This window comes from Pseudomonas sp. BS3782 TE3695, assembly GCF_050435305.1.
Lineage (GTDB): Bacteria > Pseudomonadota > Gammaproteobacteria > Pseudomonadales > Pseudomonadaceae > Aquipseudomonas.
The window spans coordinates 3583334-3605558 of sequence record NZ_JBNDKB010000001.1 but is presented as its reverse complement, the minus strand read 5'-3'; the positions used below and the strand labels follow the sequence as shown (position 1 = coordinate 3605558).

Annotated in this window: 20 protein-coding genes and 1 pseudogene; 14 read left to right on the top strand and 7 right to left on the bottom strand. The window is 61.4% G+C overall.

Annotation, left to right across the window (positions count from 1 at the left end; translation table 11 throughout):
- Position 1 precedes the first annotated feature (1 nt).
- The gene (gene gspG / locus ABH909_RS16405) at positions 2–460 is read right to left on the bottom strand and encodes a type II secretion system major pseudopilin GspG (RefSeq protein ID WP_007901208.1); all 459 of its coding nucleotides are present in this window, start codon (positions 458–460) and stop codon (positions 2–4) included.
- Between the two features lie 147 nt (positions 461–607).
- On the opposite strand from gspG, the gene gspI reads away from it, so the two are divergent.
- Positions 608–988: a type II secretion system minor pseudopilin GspI gene (gspI, locus tag ABH909_RS16400; protein ID WP_429434959.1), complete on the top strand. Its 381-nt coding sequence runs from the start codon at positions 608–610 to the stop codon at positions 986–988.
- Positions 989–1084: 96 nt separating this feature from the next.
- On the opposite strand, the gene ABH909_RS16395 is transcribed toward gspI, so the two are convergent.
- The gene (locus tag ABH909_RS16395) at positions 1085–1537 is read right to left on the bottom strand and encodes a type II secretion system protein N (protein WP_429434956.1); all 453 of its coding nucleotides are present in this window, start codon (positions 1535–1537) and stop codon (positions 1085–1087) included.
- Positions 1538–1657: 120 nt separating this feature from the next.
- On the opposite strand from ABH909_RS16395, the gene gspH reads away from it, so the two are divergent.
- Both gspH and ABH909_RS16385 read left to right on the top strand, forming a co-directional pair.
- Positions 1658–2110 carry a type II secretion system minor pseudopilin GspH gene (gene gspH / locus ABH909_RS16390; protein ID WP_429434954.1) on the top strand — a complete coding sequence of 151 codons (453 nt, stop codon included), beginning with the start codon at positions 1658–1660 and terminating at the stop codon, positions 2108–2110.
- Positions 2107–2715 carry a prepilin-type N-terminal cleavage/methylation domain-containing protein gene (locus tag ABH909_RS16385; RefSeq protein WP_429434951.1) on the top strand — a complete coding sequence of 203 codons (609 nt, stop codon included), beginning with the start codon at positions 2107–2109 and terminating at the stop codon, positions 2713–2715. The genes gspH and ABH909_RS16385 overlap by 4 nt, the downstream gene beginning before the upstream one ends.
- A gap of 137 nt (positions 2716–2852) precedes the next feature.
- On the opposite strand, the gene ABH909_RS16380 is transcribed toward ABH909_RS16385, so the two are convergent.
- The 3 genes from ABH909_RS16380 to ABH909_RS16370 are packed head-to-tail and all read right to left on the bottom strand — an operon-like array spanning position 2853 to position 5045.
- On the bottom strand, positions 2853–3782 hold the full coding sequence (locus ABH909_RS16380; RefSeq protein WP_429434949.1) for a FecR family protein: 930 nt from the start codon (positions 3780–3782) through the stop codon (positions 2853–2855).
- A 37-nt stretch (positions 3783–3819) separates the two neighbouring features.
- A complete protein-coding gene (locus ABH909_RS16375) occupies positions 3820–4365 on the bottom strand; it encodes an RNA polymerase sigma factor (RefSeq protein ID WP_095053779.1) in 546 nt (181 codons plus the stop codon).
- A complete protein-coding gene (locus ABH909_RS16370; RefSeq protein WP_429434946.1) occupies positions 4362–5045 on the bottom strand; it encodes an STN domain-containing protein in 684 nt (227 codons plus the stop codon). Before ABH909_RS16370 ends, ABH909_RS16375 begins: the two co-directional genes overlap by 4 nt.
- Positions 5046–5236: 191 nt before the next feature.
- Here ABH909_RS16370 and ABH909_RS16365 point away from each other — a divergent pair, with 191 nt between their 5' ends.
- On the top strand, positions 5237–5584 hold the full coding sequence (locus tag ABH909_RS16365; RefSeq protein ID WP_429434943.1) for a hypothetical protein: 348 nt from the start codon (positions 5237–5239) through the stop codon (positions 5582–5584).
- Positions 5585–5798: 214 nt separating this feature from the next.
- Here ABH909_RS16365 and ABH909_RS16360 read toward each other — a convergent pair whose 3' ends face one another.
- Positions 5799–6239, bottom strand: coding sequence for a carboxymuconolactone decarboxylase family protein (locus tag ABH909_RS16360; RefSeq protein WP_429434940.1), 441 nt, complete (start codon positions 6237–6239; stop codon positions 5799–5801).
- Between the two features lie 205 nt (positions 6240–6444).
- Between ABH909_RS16360 and ABH909_RS16355 the strand changes: the two genes are divergently transcribed.
- The 3 genes from ABH909_RS16355 (at position 6445) to ABH909_RS16345 (ending at position 8980) form a co-directional block, all read left to right on the top strand.
- Positions 6445–7878, top strand: a complete 1434-nt coding sequence (locus tag ABH909_RS16355) for a PLP-dependent aminotransferase family protein (protein ID WP_429434938.1) — start codon at positions 6445–6447, stop codon at positions 7876–7878.
- A 123-nt stretch (positions 7879–8001) separates the two neighbouring features.
- Complete coding sequence (locus ABH909_RS16350; protein ID WP_429434936.1) at positions 8002–8295, top strand: antibiotic biosynthesis monooxygenase family protein; 294 nt, start codon at positions 8002–8004, stop codon at positions 8293–8295.
- A gap of 268 nt (positions 8296–8563) precedes the next feature.
- Positions 8564–8980: a cupin domain-containing protein gene (locus tag ABH909_RS16345; protein WP_429434933.1), complete on the top strand. Its 417-nt coding sequence runs from the start codon at positions 8564–8566 to the stop codon at positions 8978–8980.
- 215 nt (positions 8981–9195) lie between these two features.
- Here the strand turns inward: ABH909_RS16345 and ABH909_RS16340 are convergent, their stop codons facing one another.
- The gene (locus ABH909_RS16340; RefSeq protein WP_429434932.1) at positions 9196–14103 is read right to left on the bottom strand and encodes an NAD-glutamate dehydrogenase; all 4908 of its coding nucleotides are present in this window, start codon (positions 14101–14103) and stop codon (positions 9196–9198) included.
- 502 nt (positions 14104–14605) lie between these two features.
- Between ABH909_RS16340 and ABH909_RS16335 the strand changes: the two genes are divergently transcribed.
- The 7 genes and pseudogenes from ABH909_RS16335 (at position 14606) to ABH909_RS16305 (ending at position 22121) form a co-directional block, all read left to right on the top strand.
- Positions 14606–14959 (top strand): hypothetical protein, encoded by a 354-nt coding sequence (locus ABH909_RS16335; RefSeq protein ID WP_429434929.1) that lies wholly within the window; start codon positions 14606–14608, stop codon positions 14957–14959.
- 294 nt (positions 14960–15253) lie between these two features.
- Positions 15254–16213 carry an AAA family ATPase gene (locus ABH909_RS16330; protein ID WP_095053787.1) on the top strand — a complete coding sequence of 320 codons (960 nt, stop codon included), beginning with the start codon at positions 15254–15256 and terminating at the stop codon, positions 16211–16213.
- Positions 16214–16218: 5 nt separating this feature from the next.
- Positions 16219–17163, top strand: coding sequence for a DUF58 domain-containing protein (locus ABH909_RS16325; RefSeq protein WP_429434927.1), 945 nt, complete (start codon positions 16219–16221; stop codon positions 17161–17163).
- A complete protein-coding gene (locus tag ABH909_RS16320; RefSeq protein WP_429434924.1) occupies positions 17160–17654 on the top strand; it encodes a DUF4381 domain-containing protein in 495 nt (164 codons plus the stop codon). The genes ABH909_RS16325 and ABH909_RS16320 overlap by 4 nt, the downstream gene beginning before the upstream one ends.
- Entirely contained in the window at positions 17647–18741 is a 1095-nt protein-coding gene (locus ABH909_RS16315) for a vWA domain-containing protein (RefSeq protein WP_429434921.1), read from the top strand. Before ABH909_RS16320 ends, ABH909_RS16315 begins: the two co-directional genes overlap by 8 nt.
- A pseudogene (locus ABH909_RS16310) lies at positions 18738–20475 on the top strand (tetratricopeptide repeat protein). The gene ABH909_RS16315 and the pseudogene ABH909_RS16310 overlap by 4 nt, the downstream one beginning before the upstream one ends.
- Positions 20472–22121, top strand: a complete 1650-nt coding sequence (locus ABH909_RS16305) for a BatD family protein (RefSeq protein ID WP_429434918.1) — start codon at positions 20472–20474, stop codon at positions 22119–22121. The pseudogene ABH909_RS16310 and the gene ABH909_RS16305 overlap by 4 nt, the downstream one beginning before the upstream one ends.
- Positions 22122–22225: the final 104 nt, after the last annotated feature.

The window sequence follows — 22225 nt, the reverse complement described above, 5'->3', positions numbered from 1 at the left end:
CTTACAGCTGCCAGGAGCCGATATCGGCATTCACACCTTCGCCGTCAGGCTGGCCGTCGGCACCGAGGGAGAAGATATCGACTTCGCCATTCGCGCCCGGATTCAGATAGTTGTAGGGACGGCCCCACGGGTCATTCGGCAGGCGTTCCAGGTACGAGCGCCAGTTGCTGTTCTTGGCGTCGGCGGGGCGTTCGACCAGCACTTTCAAGCCCTGAGTCATGTTCGGATAGGTGCCGTGGTCCAGGCGATACAACTTCAAGGCTTGCATCAAGCCGCCGATGTCCTGTTTGGCGGCCGTGGCCCGGGCCTGGTCCGGACGGTCCAGCACCTTGGGCACCACCATCGCCGCCAGAATCCCGAGAATCACAACCACCACCATGATTTCGATCAAGGTGAAACCTTGCTGCCCCCGAGGCAGGCGGGGCTGCTGATTCAGCAACTTGAAGCGCGCGATATCCATCTCGACATTCCTTGGCTTGATTCGATTCGACGCGCAGTGTTGCAAGAAGATATGTCAGTGATGTTGAAAATTCTCGGGAGCTTCAGTCGTCAAGCCGTCAAGCCCGGACGCTATCGTAAAGCGCTCTCCAGACTGCCCGAGCGCCTGATGCGACGCCCTCCCCGAGAAGCCGGTTTTACCTTGATTGAAGTGCTGGTGGCGCTGGCGATCATCGCCGTCGCGATGTCTGCCGCGGTACGGGTGGCCGGGTTGATGACCCAGAGCAATGGCCTGTTGCGCGACAAATCCATCGCGCTGCTGGCGGCCCAGAGTCGTCTGGCCGAGTTGCGCCTGGAGGGCCGTTTGCCGGTGGGGGCGAAAGCGATCGAATGCGATCAGGGGCGGCTGTTGTTGCGCTGCGAACAGGCCATTGGCAATGCGCAAAACGGCCGCTTGTTGCGGGTAGAGCTGCAAGTGTTCGACCGCAGCCGCGAGGCACCGCCACTGGCCCGACTCGATACCTTGCTCAGCCGGCCGGTGACGAAATAAGCCGCAACACGGTCCATGTAGGAGCTGCCGAAGGCTGCGATCTTTTGACTTTGCTTTTAAAAAACAAGATCAAAAGATCGCAGCCTTCGGCAGCTCCTACAGGGAATTTGTGGGGGTTTCAGGTCGAGTCAACACGGGCAATACCGGTGAATCTGGCAATTTGTCGAGCATCAGCCGGGTTTGTTCAGTGCCACGTTCGATCACCACGGCGTCGCCGTCGATGGTCACCACTTTCACCCCTTGGCTCACACGCTCGCCCACCAGGAAGCTGCGTGGCGGGCCGTCGTTGAGGCTGAGGATGGCCACGGCGCCACGGCTACCCGCCAGCACGCCGCCGACCTTGATATCGACCGGCACCGGTTGGTTGGAAAACCATTGCAGGGCCGGGTTACTGGAGCGCTCGGCGATCAACTGCGACGCCGCCTCCGGGGTTCGGGATTCGGCCGAAGCAAGCAGCAGCGATGACCAGGTGACGACACCGGCCAGGGTCGCCAGCAAGGCAACAGCCTGCACGCACTGTGCCGGGGAAAATCGATCGGTGAACGACATGGGCTGAATCTCCTTTTAGTCCCTGCCCTGAGCCTAGCGCTTAATTCTCACGTTTTTATTTCACACACCCATCATCTTGGCCGTGCAGGATAAAAACCGACGCAAAGGAGCGCGCAGTCGATGAACGGCTTCAAACAACAGGGCTTTACCTTGATCGAGTTGATGGTGGTGCTGGTGATCATCGGCATCGCCAGCGCGGCGATCAGTTTGAGCATCAAACCGGACCCGTTGCATTTGTTGCGCAAGGACGCCGAACGTGTCGCGCAACTGCTCCAGGTGGCCCAGGCCGAAGCCCGGGCCGATGGGCGGCCGATCACCTGGCTGGCCGACGCCAAGGGCTTTCGTTTCAGTCGCCGCAATGACCAAAACAAAGGCTTCGATCACTTCAACAACGACCCACAACTGCGCCCCCGCCCCTGGCAAACCCCAGGGATGGAAGTGCGCGTGGAACCCAGGCAAAAAGTCGTGCTGAATGCCGAGTGGATCAACCCGCCCTTGCAGTTGAAGCTGTCGGACGGGCTCAACAGCATCAACGTGCAACGCAACGCCACCGGCCAGGTGAGCGTCCAATGAAAGCCCAGCAAGGTTTTACCCTGATCGAAGTGATGGTCGCGATCATGCTCATGGCCGTGGTCAGCCTGATTGCCTGGCGCGGCCTGGACAGCGTCACCCGTGCCGACGCTCATTTACAGGCCAGCACCGAACAGACCGAAGCCCTGCTGCGGACGTTGAACCAACTGGAACGCGACGTCGCGATGCGCGCCAGCATCGAGCTGTCCGAGCCGGCCAGACCCGGGGCAGACGACGAACCGTCCAGCGCCCCGCCCGCGCTGACCGTGCGCAGCACTGATGGCAAAGGCTTTCGTCTGGACGTCATCCGCGTCGCGCCCAATCAGAATGGCGAGTTGCAGCGCGTGCGCTGGTGGCTCAAGGGCGACACGCTGTACCGGGCGCAGGCGCCATCGCGCAGTCAGTATCCGTTGCCGGCTCCCACCGATGGAGTGTCCGTGCTCAATGACGTCAGCGCAGCCGCGTTGCGGGTGTGGGAGGTGGACAAGGGTTGGAGGAAACTGAGCGGTAACCGGCGGGAGAATCCGCTGGGGGTCGAGATCAGCCTGACGCGGCAAACGCCTCAGGGGGTTGAGCGGTATCGGCAGGTGTTGGGGCCGTTGGAGTAAGTCAGTTGGACCGCGTTAGCGTTCTTCGCGAGCAAGCCCGCTCCCACATTTGATCTCCAGTGTTCACACGGTCAATGTGGGAGCGGGCTTGCTCGCGAAGGCGTCAGTCGCAACACCCAAAAACCTCAAGTCCACCACTAACTTAGCACCACCACCCCACCCGGCAATTCAGTGCATTTGGCCCCATACGCATCGCGGATCAACAACGCCACGCCCGCCAGTTGATCCAGGCTGAAACGTGCCTGAACCTTGCGCTTGCCCAATTCGCTGTTGAGCAACAGCAACATACCGGGGCGGTAACGGTTGATCTCGTCGATCACCGTCGACAGCGTGGCGTCGTTGAACACCAGTACTTGCTGACGCCAGGCAATCACCGCCGAGGTGTCGACCGCTTGCGGCGTGCCGACTTGCCGGGCGTCATAGGTCAGTTGCTGACCTGATTCCAGGTGAATGCTGCGCCCTTGTACATCGACTAGCAACGCGCCGTCCAGACAGGTCACGCATACGCTCTGATCAGTGTTACGCAGATTGAACCGCGCCTGGCTCGCACTCAGCCATCCTGCCCCCGCCTGAACCTTGAGCGTTGCCTGGGCACGGGTCAGGACTTCGACTTCGCCGCTGACCAGTTCGAAATCGGCACTGTCACGGCGGTTGATCCGCGTCTGGGTATTGAGCTCCAGGCTCACGCCATCCGCCAGATCGACCCGTCGCTGCTCGCCGACTTCCGTGATGTAGTCAGCGCCCAGCCCGGAAAACCCGCCCGGCACGGTGCCACGAATCAGCAAGAACGCTGCGGACGCCGCGATGGCGCCGCCCAGAAACGCCCGACGACCCAGATGCCGTGGCGCTTGCAAACCTTCGACGGCGGGTTGCAACTGCTGCCACAACAGCTTGCTTTGCTCGAAGGCATGGGCGTGTTCGGGGCTTTGCGCGCACCACTGGCGCAAGGCACGAGCATCGGCGACAGTCGCCCGGCCCGAGGTCAAAAGGATCAACCAGTCCTGGGCTTCGCTTTGCAGCCGGTCCTGGGGTGTTACCTCAGGAAATGACATACGGAAGATGTTCAAGCGCGGGGGTACTCACGGATTAATCTGGACTCTTCTATCAAGACGGTTTTCCCGCGCCGGGACCGAACCGCTGAATGACTTTTCTTTCCAGGCGCGCGGCGCAATGGCCCAGGGCGGCTTTGATTTCCTTCTCGACCATCCGTGTCGAAATGCCGAAACGCCGGGAGATTTCCAGGTGCGGCGCCTCTTCCAGACGCGCAGCGATAAAGATCTTGCGCCGACGCGCCGGCAGCTCGTACAGCGCTTTGAGCAGCGACTGAATTTCCTTCTGGCCGCCGACCACCCGCGCCGGGTCGAGCGCTTCGTCGGACACCTGCAACAGCTCCTCTACCTCACTGCCGGTCAGCAACCGGGCGTCCGACTGACGGCGGTCGGCCGCAATGTTCAGGGCCATGCGATAGAGGTAGGCATTGGGTTGCGCAATGTTCGGCGGGGCTTCCATGCGGTCGACCCGCAGGTAGGTTTCGTGCAGGACGTCGTTGGCCAGATCCTCCGAACCGAGGCGCCTGCGCAAGCGCACCTTGAAATCGTCATAGGACGTCAGGAACAGCCTGACCATCGAACTTTGCCCGGTGTCTTTCATCCCCCGGAAACTCCTTCCCATTGTGTGCATTCCATGCGTTTTCCTGACGAGTCCGGTAGTAAAAGCAGCGTGACCGGCTGGCCAAGAGAGCTGGGCGCCGGGCGTTCTATGCTGAGGTTGCGTAAACTTTCCACCAACGCCGAGTCACGCTGAACATCACCCGTGGAACTGACCAGGCGGCTGTACTGCACCACACCGTCACGGCCGATCCACAGTTGCAACAACGCCCGAAAACTGCCCGGGCGGGTCAACGGCGAACGGCACAAGCGACGTTCGAGCGCCGATTGAATCGCCGTCGCATAACTGCCGCCCGCAAGCGACGCATTGCTTGCGACTGTGCCTGACACCGTGGGCACCTCGGCGACCTGCGCCACCTGTAAAGTGAACGCATCCGCTCGGGCATACCGCGCCATCAGCCCGCTGCCGCTGAGCATCAGGCTCAACGCATCGGTAGCATTCAAGTGTCCTTTCACGGCGACCGAACGACGACCGCGAGTCAACTGACGATCCACCAGCACCGCCATGCCGGTGGCGCGACTGAACCGTTCAAGCGCGCTGGCCAATGCCTGGGCCGGGATGTCCAGTTCCAGCGGTGTGCGTGGATCGACCGGACCTGCGGACACTGCCGATGACGTCAACCAAAACAGCAACGCCAGGCAAGCCTGGCGGACGTGAGTCATTAAAACCTGGCGCCCGTCCCTGGCTCTGCCTCGCTGCACGGCTGACGTACCCCTGAAAACCGTCATCCTGAGGGCTGTATATGAACCTGATGTGACGGCCGGTGCAAAAAAACCATCACGCGCCGTTCAAGCGCTTTGCTCTAGACTCTCGTTCCAGAGCGGCCCCTTTGTGGCCGGCCAGGAGGCCTTCAATGAAACATCTGTCGAACCTTGCAGTGGGCGTACTGCTGATGAGCGGGTTGTCGCTGGCTTACGCCGAACACCCGCCGGGTTGTGTCGACGTGACGGTCGGTGGCTTCAAGGCGCCGGATTACAACTGCCTTAGCCAGCAGATGGGCAACAACCCGGAGGGGACGGCCGCTGCGCAAAAAAATCAGCAGGCGATGAACGTGCCGGTCAACAAACGGCCGCCCCATCAGTTGGGCCTGGCCACACCGGCCGCCACCAGTACGCGCATGGGCAATACCTTTGGCACATCGGTGAAACCGCAGCGCCCGGCGCCGGCGACCGCAACTTCGCCGCTGCTTAATGGCAGGTGATCAGTCATTGCATGGCTGGCTTTGTGTGAGATCTGCAGGCCAGACCGGGACTTGTCCCAATGCCCGTCAGTCAAGGTGCAAAACCTGTGGGAGCGGGCTTGCTCGCGAAGACGGTGGAACAGTCAACATTGATGTCGCCTGACACAACGCCTTCGCGAGCAAGCCCGCTCCCACATGGATTGCGGCGAGCCCCTCTCGCCACACTCCTCATTAATCAATCGCTGGGCGTTTGCCGAAAGCTCACCGCCAGGCGATTCCAACTGTTAATGGTGCTGACGGCCATGGTCAGGTCAACCAGTTCGCCTTCGCTGAACTGCTCCCGAGCCTGAGCGTACACGTCATCCGGCACATGGCTTTGCGCAAGCAGAGTCACCGCTTCAGTCCAGGCCAGGGCCGCTCGCTCCCGAGGGTTGAAGAAGTTGCTGTCGCGCCAGACCACAATCGCGTACAGCCGACGATCGCTCTCACCGAAGCGGCGCGCGTCCACCGAGTGCATGTCGGTGCAGAAGGCGCAGCCATTGAGCTGCGAGGCGCGGATTTTGATCAGGTTCAGCAACGCCTGTTCGATGCTCAGGTTGCTGGTCAAGGCCTCCATCGCGATCATGGCTTTCATCGCTTTGGGCGATGCGTTGTAGTAATCCAGGCGGGCGTTCATGACGGTGCCTCAAGGCGCTGATCAGTGCCTCCACGGTAGGCCCCGATGCACGAGGGTTACAGAGCCAATTTGGCGAAAAAACCATGGACCGCCCGGCAGCAGGCCAATCGCAGTTTTTTCGCCCACGCAACTTCTGCGCAGCCGTTCATGCGGGTAATCTGGCGCGACGCACAGTCGCCTCAACCGCCCCAGGAGCCCCGCCGGTATGGAACTTCATGTTGTCATCAACGGCCGCAAGGACCTGGCAGGCCAGTTGTACCGGCAACTGCGCGACGCCATTGAATCCGGTCGCCTGACAGCCGGGACGCAACTGCCGCCCAGCCGCTTGCTGGCCGAACAACTGGGGATCTCGCGCAAGACTATTTCCGACACGTATGCGCAATTGACCTACGAAAACTTCCTCACCGGGGTGATTGGCAAAGGCACTTACGTCAATGCCCGGCCGGCAAAAATCACTCGCAAGCAGAGCCATTCGGAGCTGGCCAGCTTTGATGTCATCGAACGCTGGCGCAACCTCCCGACCTTCTTGCGCCACCCGACGCTGGAAGGCTCGTTACGTTATGAATTCCTCGGTGGCGCCACCAGCAAGGGCCAGTTTCCGCAAGACGATTGGCGCCGCTGCACTTCCCATGCCTTACGCCAGATGGCCGGTTCCAAAGGTTTCTATAGCCTGCCCGAAGGCCTGCCGGCGTTGCGCAATGCCATCGCACAGCACATTGCGTTTTCACGTGGGGTCAATTGTCAGGACGAAGACGTGGTGGTGTGCAACGGCGCGCAACAGGCGCTGGATCTGATTTCCCGGGTGTTGACCCAACCGGGCAGCCTCGTCGCCATGGAAGACCCCGGCTACCCGCCGGCACGTCTGTTGTTCGGGAGCCATGGCGCGACGGTGGTTGGCGTGCCGGTGGATGCTCAAGGCATTCAGGTCGAGCACATTCCCGACGGCACCCGGCTGATTTACGTCACCCCGTCGCACCAGTTCCCGCTGGGCATGCCCTTGAGCCAGGCCCGGCGCGAAGCCCTGCTCGCAAGGGCCTATGAGCTCGGGGCGATTATCATCGAAGACGACTACGACAGCGAATTCCGCTACGAAGGCCGGCCCACCGACTCGCTGAAAAGCCTGGATGAGCGCGGCATCGTCGCCTACGTCGGCACTTTCTCGAAGACGTTGTTGCCAGAGCTGCGGCTCGGGTACGCGATATTGCCGCCGGCGATTCTCGAAGCGGTGATCCGCGCCAAGCAGCTCACCGACCTGCACACCTCCACCCTGCCCCAATGGGCGCTCGCCAAGTTCATCGCCGAGGGCTGCCTGCTCAAGCACATCCGGCGCTGCCACACGATTTACGCCGGGCGCCGTGAACGGATCCTGGCGCGCATGGCGGGCGACCTTTCGCCATGGTTCGAAGCGGTGCCAACCACGGCCGGCTTCCACATGGCGGTGCTGTGCAAGGTGCCGGTCGATATTCCACTGGTGATTGAATTGGCAAAAAAAGTCGAAGTGGGGCTCTATGCCCTGGACGGCTTTTTTTACCAGCAAGCGCCACGGGCCGGGCTTTTCCTGGGGTTCGGCGCGATCGACACCCTGGACATCGACATTGCCCTGGACCGGTTAAGGGATATCTTGCAGCAGCTCGGCTGAGGGATTGGTCTGCGGCTTTATCCGGTGATTGGCTATTGGCGGTCTGGAGGTGCAGGCCTATCCTGATTGGGCGTTATCCCTCAATGAGCAGGATTCGTCCGGCCTGATTCAGGAGTGTGAGCAATGTCCAACGAAGTGATGACCACCGTAAAGGTGCAGGCCGCCGCCGGCCGCTCGGACGAACTGGGTAAGCAACTGCAAAAGATTGTCGACACCCTGCGCGAACTTCCCGGCTGTGACTCCTATATGGTCGACCGCTGCCCCGAGGACGACACCCGCTGGACAGTCAGCGCCCGCTGGCAATCGGAAGCGGCCATGCAATCGCATTTCAACTGCCCCGAAGTGCAAGGCTTCATCGGCCTGATCGACAGCCGGTTGGCCAATGCCGTCGACTTCAACAGCTTTCCAATCGTCTAACAAACACCTGTGGCGAGGGAGCTTGCTCCCGCTCGTCTGCGCAGCAGACGTAAATCCGGCGAACACGGGCTGTCTGGTCCCGCGCGGTCACCGGTTTTGGGGCCGCTTCGCAGCCCAGCGGGAGCAAGCTCCCTCGCCACAGTTCATCACCCTTTAGCCCTGCGCACTCTATGATTGGCCCCTCACCTTCCCGAAAATTGGCCGTTTGATTGCCCGATAGCGCGGCTTACTGTGGTCCCTGACGACTCACCACCTCAGGTAATCAACCATGAATGCGCTTCATTTTTTTGCTGCCCCTCTCGCCGCCCTGACGCTGAGCGTTTCAGCCCCGGCCTTCGCCCATGAGACCGCCCCGTCAGAAAAAGTCACCGTCCTGCAGGACCAGATGCTGAAAAACGCACCGGGAAAAAAAGCCTTGATGATCGAAGTCGATTACCAGCCAGGCCAATCGTCCATCGCCCATAAACATCAGGGCACGGCCATGGCCTACGTGCTTTCGGGGGAGATCATTTCGCAAGTCAAAGGTGAAAAAGCGATCACCTACAAGGCCGGCGAATTCTGGTACGAACCGGCGGGTTCTGAACATCTGGTCTCGAAAAATGCCAGCGCCACCCAACCCGCCAAGCTGCTGGTGTTCATGGTGTTGGCCCCGGAAGAGAAAGTGTTGATTCCTTTGGAAAACTGATCGCTGCACATAAAAAGGCCTCGGTGCGGCTGATGGCCTCTTCGCGGGCAAGCCTCGCTCCCACAGGGATTGCGGGTGCCCACAAAACCGGCGGTCAACACAAAACCTGTGGGAGCGAGGCTTGCCCGCGAAGAGGCCCGACCAGACACCACAAAACCTTCAGACAAAAAAAAGCCCCATCTCTTTCGAGACGGGGCTTTTTCATTCAACGCCTATCAGGCAGCCGGTTCCAGCTCGGTGCTGACAGCGGCAGGTGCAGTGGCAGGCACCACCGCTTGACCGCTCAACGCCAGGTCCAGCAGTTCGCGGTTGGCCACCGCGTACATGGCGTAGTCGGTGCCGCTGGCGGCACGGATTTCCACCAGCATGGCGCGCCAGCGTTCGATCATGCCTTCGTGCTCTTCCATCCACAGCGCCAGGCGTGTTTCCACGTCCTGGGTGCCGTCGCCCTGTTGCAGGACAGAGATGGTGATCGCACGTTGCTGCCAGTCGACGTCATCACGGAACGCTTCACGGGCCAGGGCCTGCCAGTTGTTTTCAACCGGCAGAGCGCTGATCTGTTGCAGGTACCAGGTGATGTCCAGCGCACTGCCCACGGCGAAGTAGGCCTTGGCCACGTCCGCTGCGTTCTGGCCGGTCACATCCGATGCTTCGATGATCGGCAGCAAGGTGTACAGGTGAGTGGTGCCTGCAACCATGCGCGCCAGCAACTCAGGCACGCCAGCAGCGACGTAAGCCTGATAGCGGGTCTGCCAGCCTTCGCGGGTCGGGCCTTCCAGCAGTTCGTCGAGCTTGAGGCCCAACGCCGCCAGGTGCGGACCGAAGTGCGCGACGTCACGGGCAGCGTTCTGCTCGTTGCGACGGCTGCGCAGGAACCAGCGCGTAGCGCGGCGACCCAGACGCATCAGTTCGTCCATCAGCTCCAGTTGTACGTCAGCGGAAACCTGGTAATCCAGGGCTTCGATCTGCCGGAACCAGTGCGGGAGATGGAAGATGTCACGCACGATCACATAAGCACCGGCCACGTTCGCCGGGCTCATGCCGGTCGACTCTTTGAGCCTTTGAACGAAGGTGATGCCCATGTGGTTCACCAGATCGTTGGCGATCTGGGTGCTGACGATTTCGCGCTTCAGACGGTGACGGCGCATGGCGGCGGAGAACTTGCTGACCAGCGTCGGCGGGAAAGCGGTTTCCATGTCGCGGGTCAGGTAGTCGTCGTCCGGCACCAAGGAGTTGAGCAGCGCTTCCTTGAGGTCGATCTTGCTGTAGGAAATCAGCACCGACAGCTCGGCACGGGTCAGGCCATGGCCCGCCGCGACGCGCTCGTTGATCGCCTCTTCAGACGGCAGGAACTCGATGGCGCGGTCCAGCTTGCCGCGGCTTTCCAGATCGTTCATCAGACGCTTGTATTCAGCGATCCGCGCATAAGCACGACGGGCCGCCAGGGACAGTGCCTGAGTCTGCTTGTAGTTGTTGCCGAGCACCAGGTTACCGACTTCGTCGGTCATGCTCGCCAGCAACTGGTTACGTTGCTTGTCGGTCATGTCACCGGCGTGTACCACTTCGTTCAGCAGGATCTTGATGTTCACTTCGTGGTCGGAGCAGTCCACACCACCGGCGTTGTCGATGAAGTCAGTGTTGGAACCGCCGCCATTGAGGCCGAATTCGACACGACCCAGCTGAGTCATACCGAGGTTACCGCCCTCGCCCACGACTTTGCAGCGCAGTTCGTTACCGTTCACGCGCAGGGCATCGTTGGCCTTGTCGCCGACATCGGCGTGGCTTTCGGTGCTGGCTTTGACGTAGGTACCGATACCGCCGTTCCACAACAGATCCACAGGTGCCTTGAGCAAGGCATTGAGCAGTTCGGTCGGGGTCAGCTTGTCAGCCTGAATGTCGAAGCGCTCTTTCATCTGCGGGGAAATCGCGATGCTTTTTGCGCTGCGCGAGAAGATCCCGCCGCCTTCGGACATGATGCTGGTGTCGTAGTCCGACCAGGCCGAACGCGGCAGATCGAACAGACGCTGACGCTCGGCGAAGCTGTTAGCCGGCTCCGGGTTCGGGTCAATGAAGATGTGCAGGTGGTTGAAAGCAGCGACCAGTTGCAACTTGTCGGACATCAGCAAGCCGTTACCGAACACGTCACCGGCCATGTCGCCGACGCCCACCACGGTGATGCTGTCTTCCTGGACATTAATGCCGCGTTCGCGGAAGTGGCGTTGTACGCCGACCCACGCGCCCTTGGCGGTGATGCCCATTTTCTTGTGGTCGTAACCGGCCGAGCCACCGGATGCAAACGCATCACCGAGCCAGAAGCCGTAGTCGATGGCGATGCCGTTGGCGATGTCGGAGAAGGTCGCGGTGCCCTTGTCCGCAGCAACCACCAGGTACGGGTCATCGTCGTCATGACGCACGACGTTGGCCGGCGGTACCAGTACGCCGTCTTTCAGGTTGTCGGTGATATCCAACAGGCCCGAGATGAAGATGCGGTAGCAGGCGATGCCCTCGGCCGCGATCTCGTCACGACTGCCGCCCAGTGGCAGGCGACGCGGCAGGAAGCCGCCCTTCGCGCCCACCGGCACGATGACCGAGTTCTTCACTTGCTGGGCTTTTACCAGGCCCAGGACTTCAGTACGGAAGTCTTCTTCACGGTCGGACCAGCGCAGACCACCGCGAGCAACGTTGCCGAAGCGCAGGTGCACGCCTTCGACGCGAGGCGAGTAAACGAAGATTTCGAACTTCGGTACCGGCTTGGGCAGCTCCGGAATCAGGTGCGGGTTGAACTTGAAGCTGAAGTAGGACTTGTTCTGACCCTGGGCATCGGTCTGGTAAAAGTTGGTCCGCAGGGTCGCTTTGATCAGGTCCAGGTAACGACGCAGGATGCGGTCTTCGTTGAGCACCTGGACATCGTCCAGTGCCGCCAGAATCGCGTGTTCCAGGCGTTGTTGCTTGTCTTCCAGATCATCGCTGGCAAGCTTGCGCGCCAGATAGAAACGGGTCTTGAACAACCGGGTCAACTCGCGAGCGATGTCGGTGTGGTTGTTCAGGGTGCTGGCGATGTAACCCAGGTCGAAGCCCAGACGGATCTGCTTCATGTAACGGGCGTAGGCACGCAGCAGCGCCACATCGCGCCATGGCAGGCCGGCGGTCAGCACCAGGCGGTTAAAGGCATCGTTCTCGGCATCGCCACGCACGATGTGGACGAAGGCGTCCTGCAAGGTGTCGTTGAGTTGCTGGATGTCGAGTTCCAGGCCTTCGGCGGCGGTGAACGCGAAGTCGTGAATCCAGAATTCGCGGCCATTGTTATGACGCAGGCGATACGGGAACTCACCCAGCACGCGCAGGCCGAGGTTTTCCAGGATCGGCAACACGTCGGACAACGCCAGCGGGGTATCGGCGTGATACAGCTTGCAGTGCAGCATGCGCTGACCGGAGACCTGGGCCAGCGGCTGATAGAAGCTCATGACCAGCGGATTTTTTTCGCTCAGGCTCAGCAGGTGCTGCATGTCGACCACAGCTGAGTGGGCGGCGAAACGCTCGCGGTAACCAGCCGGGAAGCCTTTCGGGAAGTCGGCCAGCACGTTGGTGCCCTGGGCTTCGCCGAAGCTCTCGACCACCAGGCTCGCGTAGTCGTCCTGCCAGCTGCGGCAGGCCTGTACCACTTCTTTTTCCAGCAGAACCGGGTCGATGTCCAGACGGTTCTTCGGATCGACCCGCAGAATCAGTTGCACACGGGCCAGCACGGACTCGGAGAAGAAGGTCCAGAACTCGCAGTCCGAGGCTTTCAGGCGATCCATCAGCACTTGCTGGATCTTCTGGCGCACTTCGGTGGAGTAGATGTCGCGCGGCACGTAGGCCAGGCAGTAGCAGAAACGGCCGTACGGGTCTTTGCGCAGGAACACGCGGATCTTGTTGCGTTCCTGGATCTGTACGATCGACATCACGGTGGTGAACAGCTCGTCCACCGGGGTCTGGAACAAGTCGTCGCGGGGCAAGACTTCAAGCACCTGGGCCAGTTCCTTGCCCAAGTGAGCCTTGGCCTGGAAGCCCGAACGCTGTTCGATGATCTCGACCTTACGACGGATGTAAGGAATGACCCGCACGCTTTCGCCATACACCGACGAGGTGTACAGGCCCATGAAGCGGCATTCTTTAACGACGTTGCCATCGGCATCGATCTGGCGGATCGACACGTAATCCGGGTAAGCCGGACGGTGGACACGGCTTGGGTGTGCAGCCTTGGCGAACGACAGCGGTGTCGGTTCGCGCAGGTAGTTCACGGCGTAGTCTTCGATGCGCAGATCGTCGACGGTCAGGCCGGCACGCAGCAGTTTGGTCAGGCCGAGGAACGAGTTCTGGTCATATTCGATGTGACCGCCGTTCTGATCCTCGCCCACCACGAATTCTTCGTAGCCCAGGAAGGTGAAGTGGTTGCCCACCAGCCATTCCAAGAAGCTCTTGATTTCGGACTTTTCGTCGGCGTCGATGATGAACTGGCTGTTGTCGATGCCTTCGATCAGCTCCTGGACCTTGGCTTTCATCGGTTCGAAATCGGCGACCGCGACGCGGACTTCACCGAGAACCTGCTCCAGCTCTTTGGTCAGGACGTTCAGTTCGGCCGTGTTGGCGCAACGGTCGATTTCCAGGTACATCAGCGATTCTTGCAGAATGCCTTCGCCCTGGGTGCCTTTGGGCAGGATTTCCAGTAGCTCGCCCTTGCTGCCGCGACGCACGCTCAGCACAGTGGTTTGCAGGGTATGAATGCTGTAGCCGCGACGGTTCAGCTCGGTGCGCACCGAGTCCACCAGGAATGGCAGGTCGTGGTGCAGCACTTCGACCGCGGTGTGGGTCGACTGCCAGCCGTGGCGTTCGTAATCGGGGTTGTAGACGCGCACTTGCGGATGCGCGTGATCGAAGCGCTCAAGCAGGCGCCACGCAGAAAGGGTGCAGCCGGCGAGGTCGGACAACCGGCGTTGGGTCAGCTCGTCCAGGGAAATGATGCCGAAGAATTGTTCAGCGAACAGCGCCACTTGTGGCAGTGCCTGTTCACTGATGTGCTGCGCCAGTGCCGCTTGCAGTTGGTGCTGGAAGTCGGCTTTGCTGGCTGCGGTGAAGAACGCCATCTGTGGTACTCCGCTTGGGCTTGTTATTGATGGAAGCGTCGCGTGCAAACCCCTTTCGGGGCAATCCGTCACCCTGTTCCTGATTCTCGGGCAGAGGAAACAGGATGACAGGTGGATGAAGCTGGACGAGACACTCAGGTCACATTCACCTTCCATTGAATGGGCATCTGCAAAAACGACTGCCAAGGCAACAGGCAATGCCTTTACGGGTGCTCATCCGTTGCGCAGCTTAACGACTGCGGCAAGGGCCATGCTTGCAGCGCTGCGACATATTCGGTCAACGGTACGCAGCGCGCGGCAAGTGCCTCGAACAACATTAGCAGCCGTGTCGCAAAACGGGCGTTTTATGCCCGGTTTTACGGTGCATGCGTGCCAATAATGACCAGTAACACCCCGAATGTTCACGACACATCTTCTGACACTCAGCCGAGCAGAAATTCCCCGGGGCTGGCAGAATTGCCTTTTGTTACGTTCACCACGCTCGCCGAGCCAGGATTTTCCCATGCAAATGACAACTGACCTCTTGATCGTCAACCCGTGCGACGAAGAAGAAGACAACTTGGCCATGCTCTGCTGCAACAGCGCTGACGGCGAAATGTTCCTGATGAGCCGCTTTCCGGACGAGGATGAGCTGGAGATCATCTTCCACGACAAGCCTTCGGCCCTCAACGGTGTGAAAGTCACCCTCAGCCCTGACCGCTTGCTGATCGAAATCGCCGCCGCGGACGCCGATGTGCTGGGTGGCGAAGATTCGCTGGAAATCCTGCACAGCACCGACGCGCAGGATCTGGCGGAAGTGGAAGAGACCTTGCAGAACATCCTCAAGGGGACTGGTACCTATATAAGTGAGCTCTGAGCCTCGGAATCTCAGTACCTGAACGGACGCCTTCGCGAGCAAGCCCGCTCCCACATTCGATTGCATTTTTCCTGGAAGAACGCGGTTAACTGTGGGAGCGGGCTTGCTCGCGAAGAGGCCAGTCAAATCACCGCCCTGCCCCTTGTCTACAAAATTCCAACAATTTAGCCCATCAATTCCCGCACTTTGCACAAAATGCCGTTAGTCGGCGCACCCTGCGATGGATTAAAGTAACGCCCCCAGCCCTGGCGTTATTCGAACGTCTTCGGTCACCCTTTCCAGGAACAGTCATCGATGGAACATCGTGAAGCGCTGCTCGCGCTGCGAACCTTTCTTTCAACGCAGATTCTCGGCCAGGAAAAACTCATCGAGCGCTTGCTCATCGCCTTGCTCGCCGACGGCCACATGCTGGTCGAGGGCGCTCCGGGCCTGGCCAAGACCAAGGCCATCAAAGAACTCGCCGAAGGCATCGAAGCACAGTTCCATCGCATCCAGTTCACTCCCGACCTGCTGCCAGCCGACATCACCGGCACGGAAATCTATCGCCCGGAAACCGGCAGTTTCGTGTTCCAGCAAGGCCCGATCTTCCACAACCTGGTGCTGGCAGACGAAATCAACCGTGCCCCGGCCAAGGTTCAGTCGGCCCTGCTCGAAGCCATGGGCGAACGCCAGGTCAGCGTCGGGCGCAGCACCTACGACCTGTCGCCGTTGTTTCTGGTCATGGCCACGCAAAACCCCATCGAGCAGGAAGGCACCTACCCGCTGCCCGAAGCCCAGCTCGACCGCTTCCTGATGCACGTGAAAATCGGCTTCCCTGATGCCGCCGTCGAGCGCCGGATTCTGCAACAGGCCCGCGGTGAAGCGCTGCACGGCGAAACCAAGCCCGAACGCCGGGTCAGCCAGCAGGCGATCTTCGCCGCGCGCAAGGAAATCCTCGGGTTGTACATGGCCGATGCCGTGGAGGAATACCTGGTGCAACTGGTCATGGCCACGCGCATCCCCGCCAAGTTCGACCCGGAAATGGCCGAATGGATCGCCTATGGCGCCAGTCCGCGCGGCTCCATCGCCCTGGACCGTTGCGCCCGGGCCCACGCCTGGCTGGCCGGTCGCGATTTCGTCAGCCCGGAAGACATTCAGGCGGTGCTGTTCGATGTATTGCGCCACCGCATCATTCTTTCCTTTGAAGCCGAAGCCGCTGGCATCGACCAGGACCGGGTGGTCCAGCGGATTCTCGACGTCGTAGCCGTCGCTTGACCCCGATGAACGTTCTCCTGCCGCCTGAGCCGGGCATCCGTGTCAGCCTTTCCGAGCTGATCCAGATGCGTCATCGCGTGCGCGAAGTGCAGTTGTTTTCCACGCCGAGCCAGCGCAGCCCGCTGATCGGCCTGCACCATTCCAAACTGCGCGGGCGCGGGGTGGACTTCGATCAGGTGCGGGTGTATCAGGCCGGCGATGACGTGCGGAGCATCGACTGGCGCGTCACCGCCCGGACCCAGGAGCCCCACACCAAGCTGTTCCATGAAGAACGCGAGCGACCGATTTTCATCATGGTCGAACAGAGCCGCCGGCTGTTTTTCGGCTCCGGACTGATGTTCAAATCGGTACTTGCGGCCCAGGCGGCGAGCCTGATTGGCTGGGCCGCGCTGGGCCATAACGACCGGGTCGGCGGGCTGGTGTTCGGCGATGACGAGCACTACGAGATCAAACCGCGACGCAGCAAACAGAGCCTGCTGCAATTGCTCAACCGACTGGTGCGGGTCAATCAGTCGTTGCACACTGAGCGTGATCCGGACCGCGACGCCTTCGGCATTGCCCTGCGCCGCGCCCGGGAAGTATTGCGCCCCGGCAGCCTGGTGATCGTGATCTGCGATGAACGCGCCTTGTCCGACAGCGCCGAGCAACAATTGAGCCTGTTATCCCGCCATTGCGACCTGTTGCTGCTGCCCGTGTCCGATCCGCTGGATCACGCCCTGCCCGCTGCCGGCCTTTTACGCTTTGCGGAACGGGGAGCGCAACTGGAGCTCGACACATTGAATTTCGATTTGCGCCAGGCCTATCGCGCACAAGCGGAAGCGCGTATCGCCCGTTGGGAGTTGCTGGCGCAGAAACTGCGGGTATTGCTGATGCCTTTGAGCACCCAGAGCGAAATGGTCGAGCAACTGCGCGAATACCTGAACCCGCAGCGTCCGGGAAAAAGTCGATGAGCAGCCTCGATCAACTGCAACCACTGATTGCCCCGCCACCGATTGGCTTCTGGCCGCCGGCACCGGGCTGGTGGCTGCTGCTGTTATTGCTGCCATTGATCGGTTTTGGCCTGTGGCAGGTGCACCGTTTCATTGTGAACAAACGTCCTGTCGTCCGCGCCGAACAACCGCTGGACCCGGTGCGTCTCGCGGCCCTGGCCGAACTCGCCCTGATGCCCAAACCCTACGATGGCGCCCCGGCCGGCGCCTGGCTGCAGCAACTCAATGGCTTGCTCAAACGCCTGTGCCGCAACCATTATCCCTACAGCCAGAGTCACACCCTTAACGGGCGCAAGTGGCTGGCATTCCTTGATAACCGCTGCCCCGCCGCCGGCCTGACGCGCTGGATGGTGCTGGTGGAAGGCGCCTACAAACCCGAATGCAAACTCGACGACAAGGCCATCGCAGGCCTGACCCAAGCTGTCGACACCTGGATTCGCAAACATGTTTGAGTTCGCCTGGCCGTGGATCTTCGCCCTGCTGCCACTGCCCTGGCTGATGCGGGTGCTGCTGCCGGTGGCCGACAGTGGCGAACCGGCGCTCAAGGTCAGCTTCCTCAGCGAACTGGAAGGCCTCGCTCGCCGCCGCGCCCGGGCGAATCTGCCGGCATGGCGCCAGCAAGCCCCCTTCATTCTGCTATGGCTGTTATTGCTGATCGCTGCCGCACGCCCGCAATGGCTCGGCGAGCCCCTGCCAATTGCCGCCAGCGGCCGCGACTTGCTGGTGGCGGTGGACGTATCCGGCTCGATGGACTTCCCCGACATGCAGTGGCAGAACGAAGACGTCAGCCGACTGACATTGGTGAAACATTTACTCGGTGATTTTCTTGAAAGCCGCGACGGCGACCGGGTCGGCTTGATCCTGTTCGGCAGCCAGGCGTATCTGCAAGCGCCGCTGACCTTTGACCGGCACACCGTGCGCGTGTGGCTCGACGAAGCGCGGATCGGCATCGCCGGCAAGAACACCGCCATCGGCGACGCCATCGGCCTGGCCCTCAAACGCTTGCGCCAACGCCCGGCACAAAGCCGCGTGCTGATTCTGGTCACCGATGGCGCCAACAATGGCGGCGAGATCGACCCGCTGACCGCCGCCCGACTGGCGGCCAACGAAGGGGTGAAGATCTACCCGATCGGTATCGGCGCCGATCCGGAACAAAGCGGCACCCTGGGCTTCCTTGGGCTCAACCCGAGCCTGGACCTCGACGAACCGACCCTGAAAGCCATCGCCCAAGCCACTGGCGGCCAGTACTTCCGCGCCCACGACAGCGAGGAATTACAGGCGATCAAGCGCACCCTCGATCAACTGGAACCGGTGACTCAACAACCCACTCAGGCCCGCCCCGCCCAGGCGTTGTATCACTGGCCTCTGGCAATGGCTCTGCTGTTGAGCATGCTGCTGGTGATCCGCGAGCGCTGGCCGGACAATCCGTTGCAACGGCTGTTTACCAAGAAGCTGTTTAACAAAGAACGGTTTCTGCAAACCCAACTGCCCGACTGGCGGCAGCGGCTTAAACGCCTGCGTCTGCGGAGGCGCCGATGATTGCGCTCTGGCCGCACTGGTTCCGCCCCTTGTGGCTGCTGTTGCTGCCGCTGCTGGGTTGGTTGCTCTGGCAACTCTGGCATCGACAGAAACGCGCCGGGCGCTGGCAAATGATTCTGCCGCCAGCCTTCCATGCCGCGTTGCTCAGCGGTGGCAGCGGTCGCGAAAGCAAACTGCCGTGGGTCGCCCTGGGCCTGGCCTGGGTGCTGACCGTTCTGGCCCTGCTCGGGCCGAGCTGGCAGCGTGTCGAACAAACCAGTCAAAAACCCGCCGACCCGCTGGTGGTGCTGCTTGAGCTGACCCCCGGAAATGCTCGCCACCGACAGTGCGCCGAACAGGCTGGAACATGCCCGGCGCAAACTGTTCGACCTGCTGCAAAACCGCAGCGACGCGCAGACCGCAATCATTGTCTATGCCGGCAGCGCCCACACCTTGGTGCCGCTGTCGGATGACCTGTCGACCAGCCGCAATCTGGTGGATGCACTCAAGCCGTCGCTGATGCCCCTGGCCGGTCATCGTGCCGATCTGGCGGTGGCCAAGGCCCTTGCGCTGCTGGATCAGGGCGCCCTCGGCCAAGGCCGGATCCTGCTGATCGGTTCGTCGCTGACGGAGCAGGAGCGCCAAGGGATTCGTCAGGCGCTGGACGACAGATCCACCCAATTTCTGATGCTCGGTATTGGCACCGCCGAAGGGGCGCCGGTCGCGCAAGATGACGGCAGTTTCCTCAAGGATGACGTGGGCGCAATTCTGGTGCCGCGCCTGGACGGCCCCAGCCTGAAAGCCTTCGCCAACGGCCTGGGCGGACGCTATCGCCAGGCGCGTCTGGACGATGCCGACCTGCGCGGCCTTGGCCTGCTCGACGGCCCACGGGATCTGCGCAACGACGGCCAGACATTGCGCCTCGACACTTGGGCCGATCAGGGCTATTGGCTGTTGCTGCCACTGTTATTACTGGCCGCCTGTGCCGGGCGCCGGGGCTGGCTGTTCTGCCTGCCGCTGTTGTTCATGTTGCCGCAACCGAGCTACGCCTTCGATTTCGAGGACTTGTGGCTGCGTCCCGATCAGCAAGGCTTGCATTTGCTCAAACAAAAGCGCCCGGCCGAGGCCGCCCAGCATTTCGAAGATCCGCAGTGGCAAGGCGTTGCGCTCTATCAGGCCGGTGACTACAGTGGCGCCGCCCAGCGGTTTGCCCAAGGCAATGACGCCCACGCCCACTACAATCGGGGTAACGCCCTGGCCAAAAGCGGTGAGCTGGAAGCGGCGCTGGATGCTTACGACCAAGCGCTGGAACGTCAACCGGATCTGCGCCCGGCCCTGACCAACAAGGCACTGGTGGAAAGCCTGCTCAAGCAGAAAACCGCAGCGCCGCCCGTCGAGCCGGACAAAACCGCCGATGGCAAAACCGAAAGCATCACCCAGGAACCGCCACCCGGCAGCGCCACCCAATCCAGCAATGGCGAGCCGAAATCCGACACCGAGCAAACCACGCCGGACACCGGGCAGCCGCCCACGACGCCACCGCAACCGGGCGCCAATGAAGTCCCGGGCAGCGAGTTGGGCGATGAGCAAAGCACCACGCCACCGCGACGCCCGGCCAGCGACATGATTGAAAGCGAGCAGCTCCAGGCGCTGGAGCAATGGCTGCGCAAAATCCCGGATGACCCCGGCGAATTGCTCAGACGCAAATTCTGGTACGAACAGCAACAACATCAGGATCAGGAAAAAACTCGATGACCCGCTTCACCGCCTTATTGCTCGCACTGTTGCCCGCCCTGTTGCTCAGCACCGCTCAGGCCCTGGCTGTGGGGTTGGTCGCCAGCGTCGATCGCAGCCGCCTGAATTCCGGCGAGACAATCGAGCTGACCCTGGAAACCAGCGACGTGACCCAGTTCGGTAAACCCGACCTGACCCCGCTGGAGCCGCTGTTCGAAGTGCGTGGCACCCGCCAGGTCAACCAATTGAACACCCTCAACGGCGACACTCAGGCAACCACCCGCTGGATCATCACCCTGCTGCCCCGGCAAAACGGTAGCGTGGTGATTCCATCGCTGCAACTGGGCGACATCCAGAGCCAGCCGATTACCGTGCAAGTGATCGAGAGCGAAACCCAGGACAGCAGCAATGCACTGGCGCCGGTGTTCATCGAGGCCAGCCTCGACCAGAACAGCGTCTATGTGCAGGCTCAGGCGATCCTGACCTTGCGCATCTACCATTCGGTGTCGCTGTACGACGACAGCAGCCTGACCCCGTTGCAGATTCCCGATGCGCGCATCGAACAGCTGGGCGACTCGCGCACCTACGAGAAAGTCATCAACGGCCTGCGCCATGGCGTGATCGAGATGCGCTACGCAATCTACCCGCAGCACAGCGGTGAATTGACCATTCCAGCGCAGATGTTCAGCGCCACACTGGTCGATATCTTGCCGTCCCAGGACGCAACACCTCAAGGGCCGAGGCCGGGTAAGCTGATGCGCGTCAAATCCGCCGAAATCCCATTGACGGTCAAGGCCAAACCCGGCACGTATCCGGCCGATGTTCCCTGGCTGCCGGCCCGTAGCCTGAGCCTGAGCGAAAGCTGGAGCCCGGAACCGGATCATTTGCAGGTCGGTGAATCGCTGACCCGCAGCCTGACCCTGAACGCCGAAGGCCTCGCCAGTTCGCAACTGCCACCGCTGCCCGCCACCGAAATCAACGGCCTGCGGCGCTATCCGGATCAACCGGTGCTGGGCAACCAGAGCAGCGAGCGTGGCTTGATCGGCAGTCGCGAGGACCGTGAAGCCCTGGTGCCGACCCGCACCGGCAACATTGACGTGCCCAGCGTTGAAGTGGTCTGGTGGAACACCTTCGAGGATCACCTGGAACACAGCAGCCTGCCGGCCCGTACGCTGCAAGTGGCGAGCAATCCAAGCCTGATCGTCGATACTCCGGCGGGCAGCCCGCAGGTGATGTCCGGTGCCAACAACGAAGCCCTCTGGTGGAAACTCAGCACCGTGATCCTGGCCTGCACCACCCTGCTGGGCTTCGGCCTCTGGTGGCGCGCCCGCTCGCAACCGGCAATCCAGCGTGCCGCGCAAACCGGCCCGAGCCCACGCACCCTGCTCGACGACCTCAAACGCGCCTGCCAGGCCAACGACTCCCACGCCACCCGTCAGGCCCTCGACGCCTGGGCCCGACAACAACCGGAAACCCTGGCCGACATGGCAGCGCGTTTTGTACCCTTGTCCGACGCCCTGGATGGCCTGAACGGCGCGCTGTACAGCGAAACCGGCCAGTACTGGCAGGGCGAAGATCTGTGGCGCGCGATTCGGGCGATCCCGACGGCCGAAGGGGTTCAGGATCTGGTTGGCGATACCGGGTTGCCGCCGCTGTATCCGAAATAGAATCAAAAGATCGCAGCCTTCGGCAGCTCCTACGGGTGCGTGTTCATCCGCAAAAATCGCGGCGAATACGACCAATGTAGGAGCTGCCGAAGGCTGCGATCTTT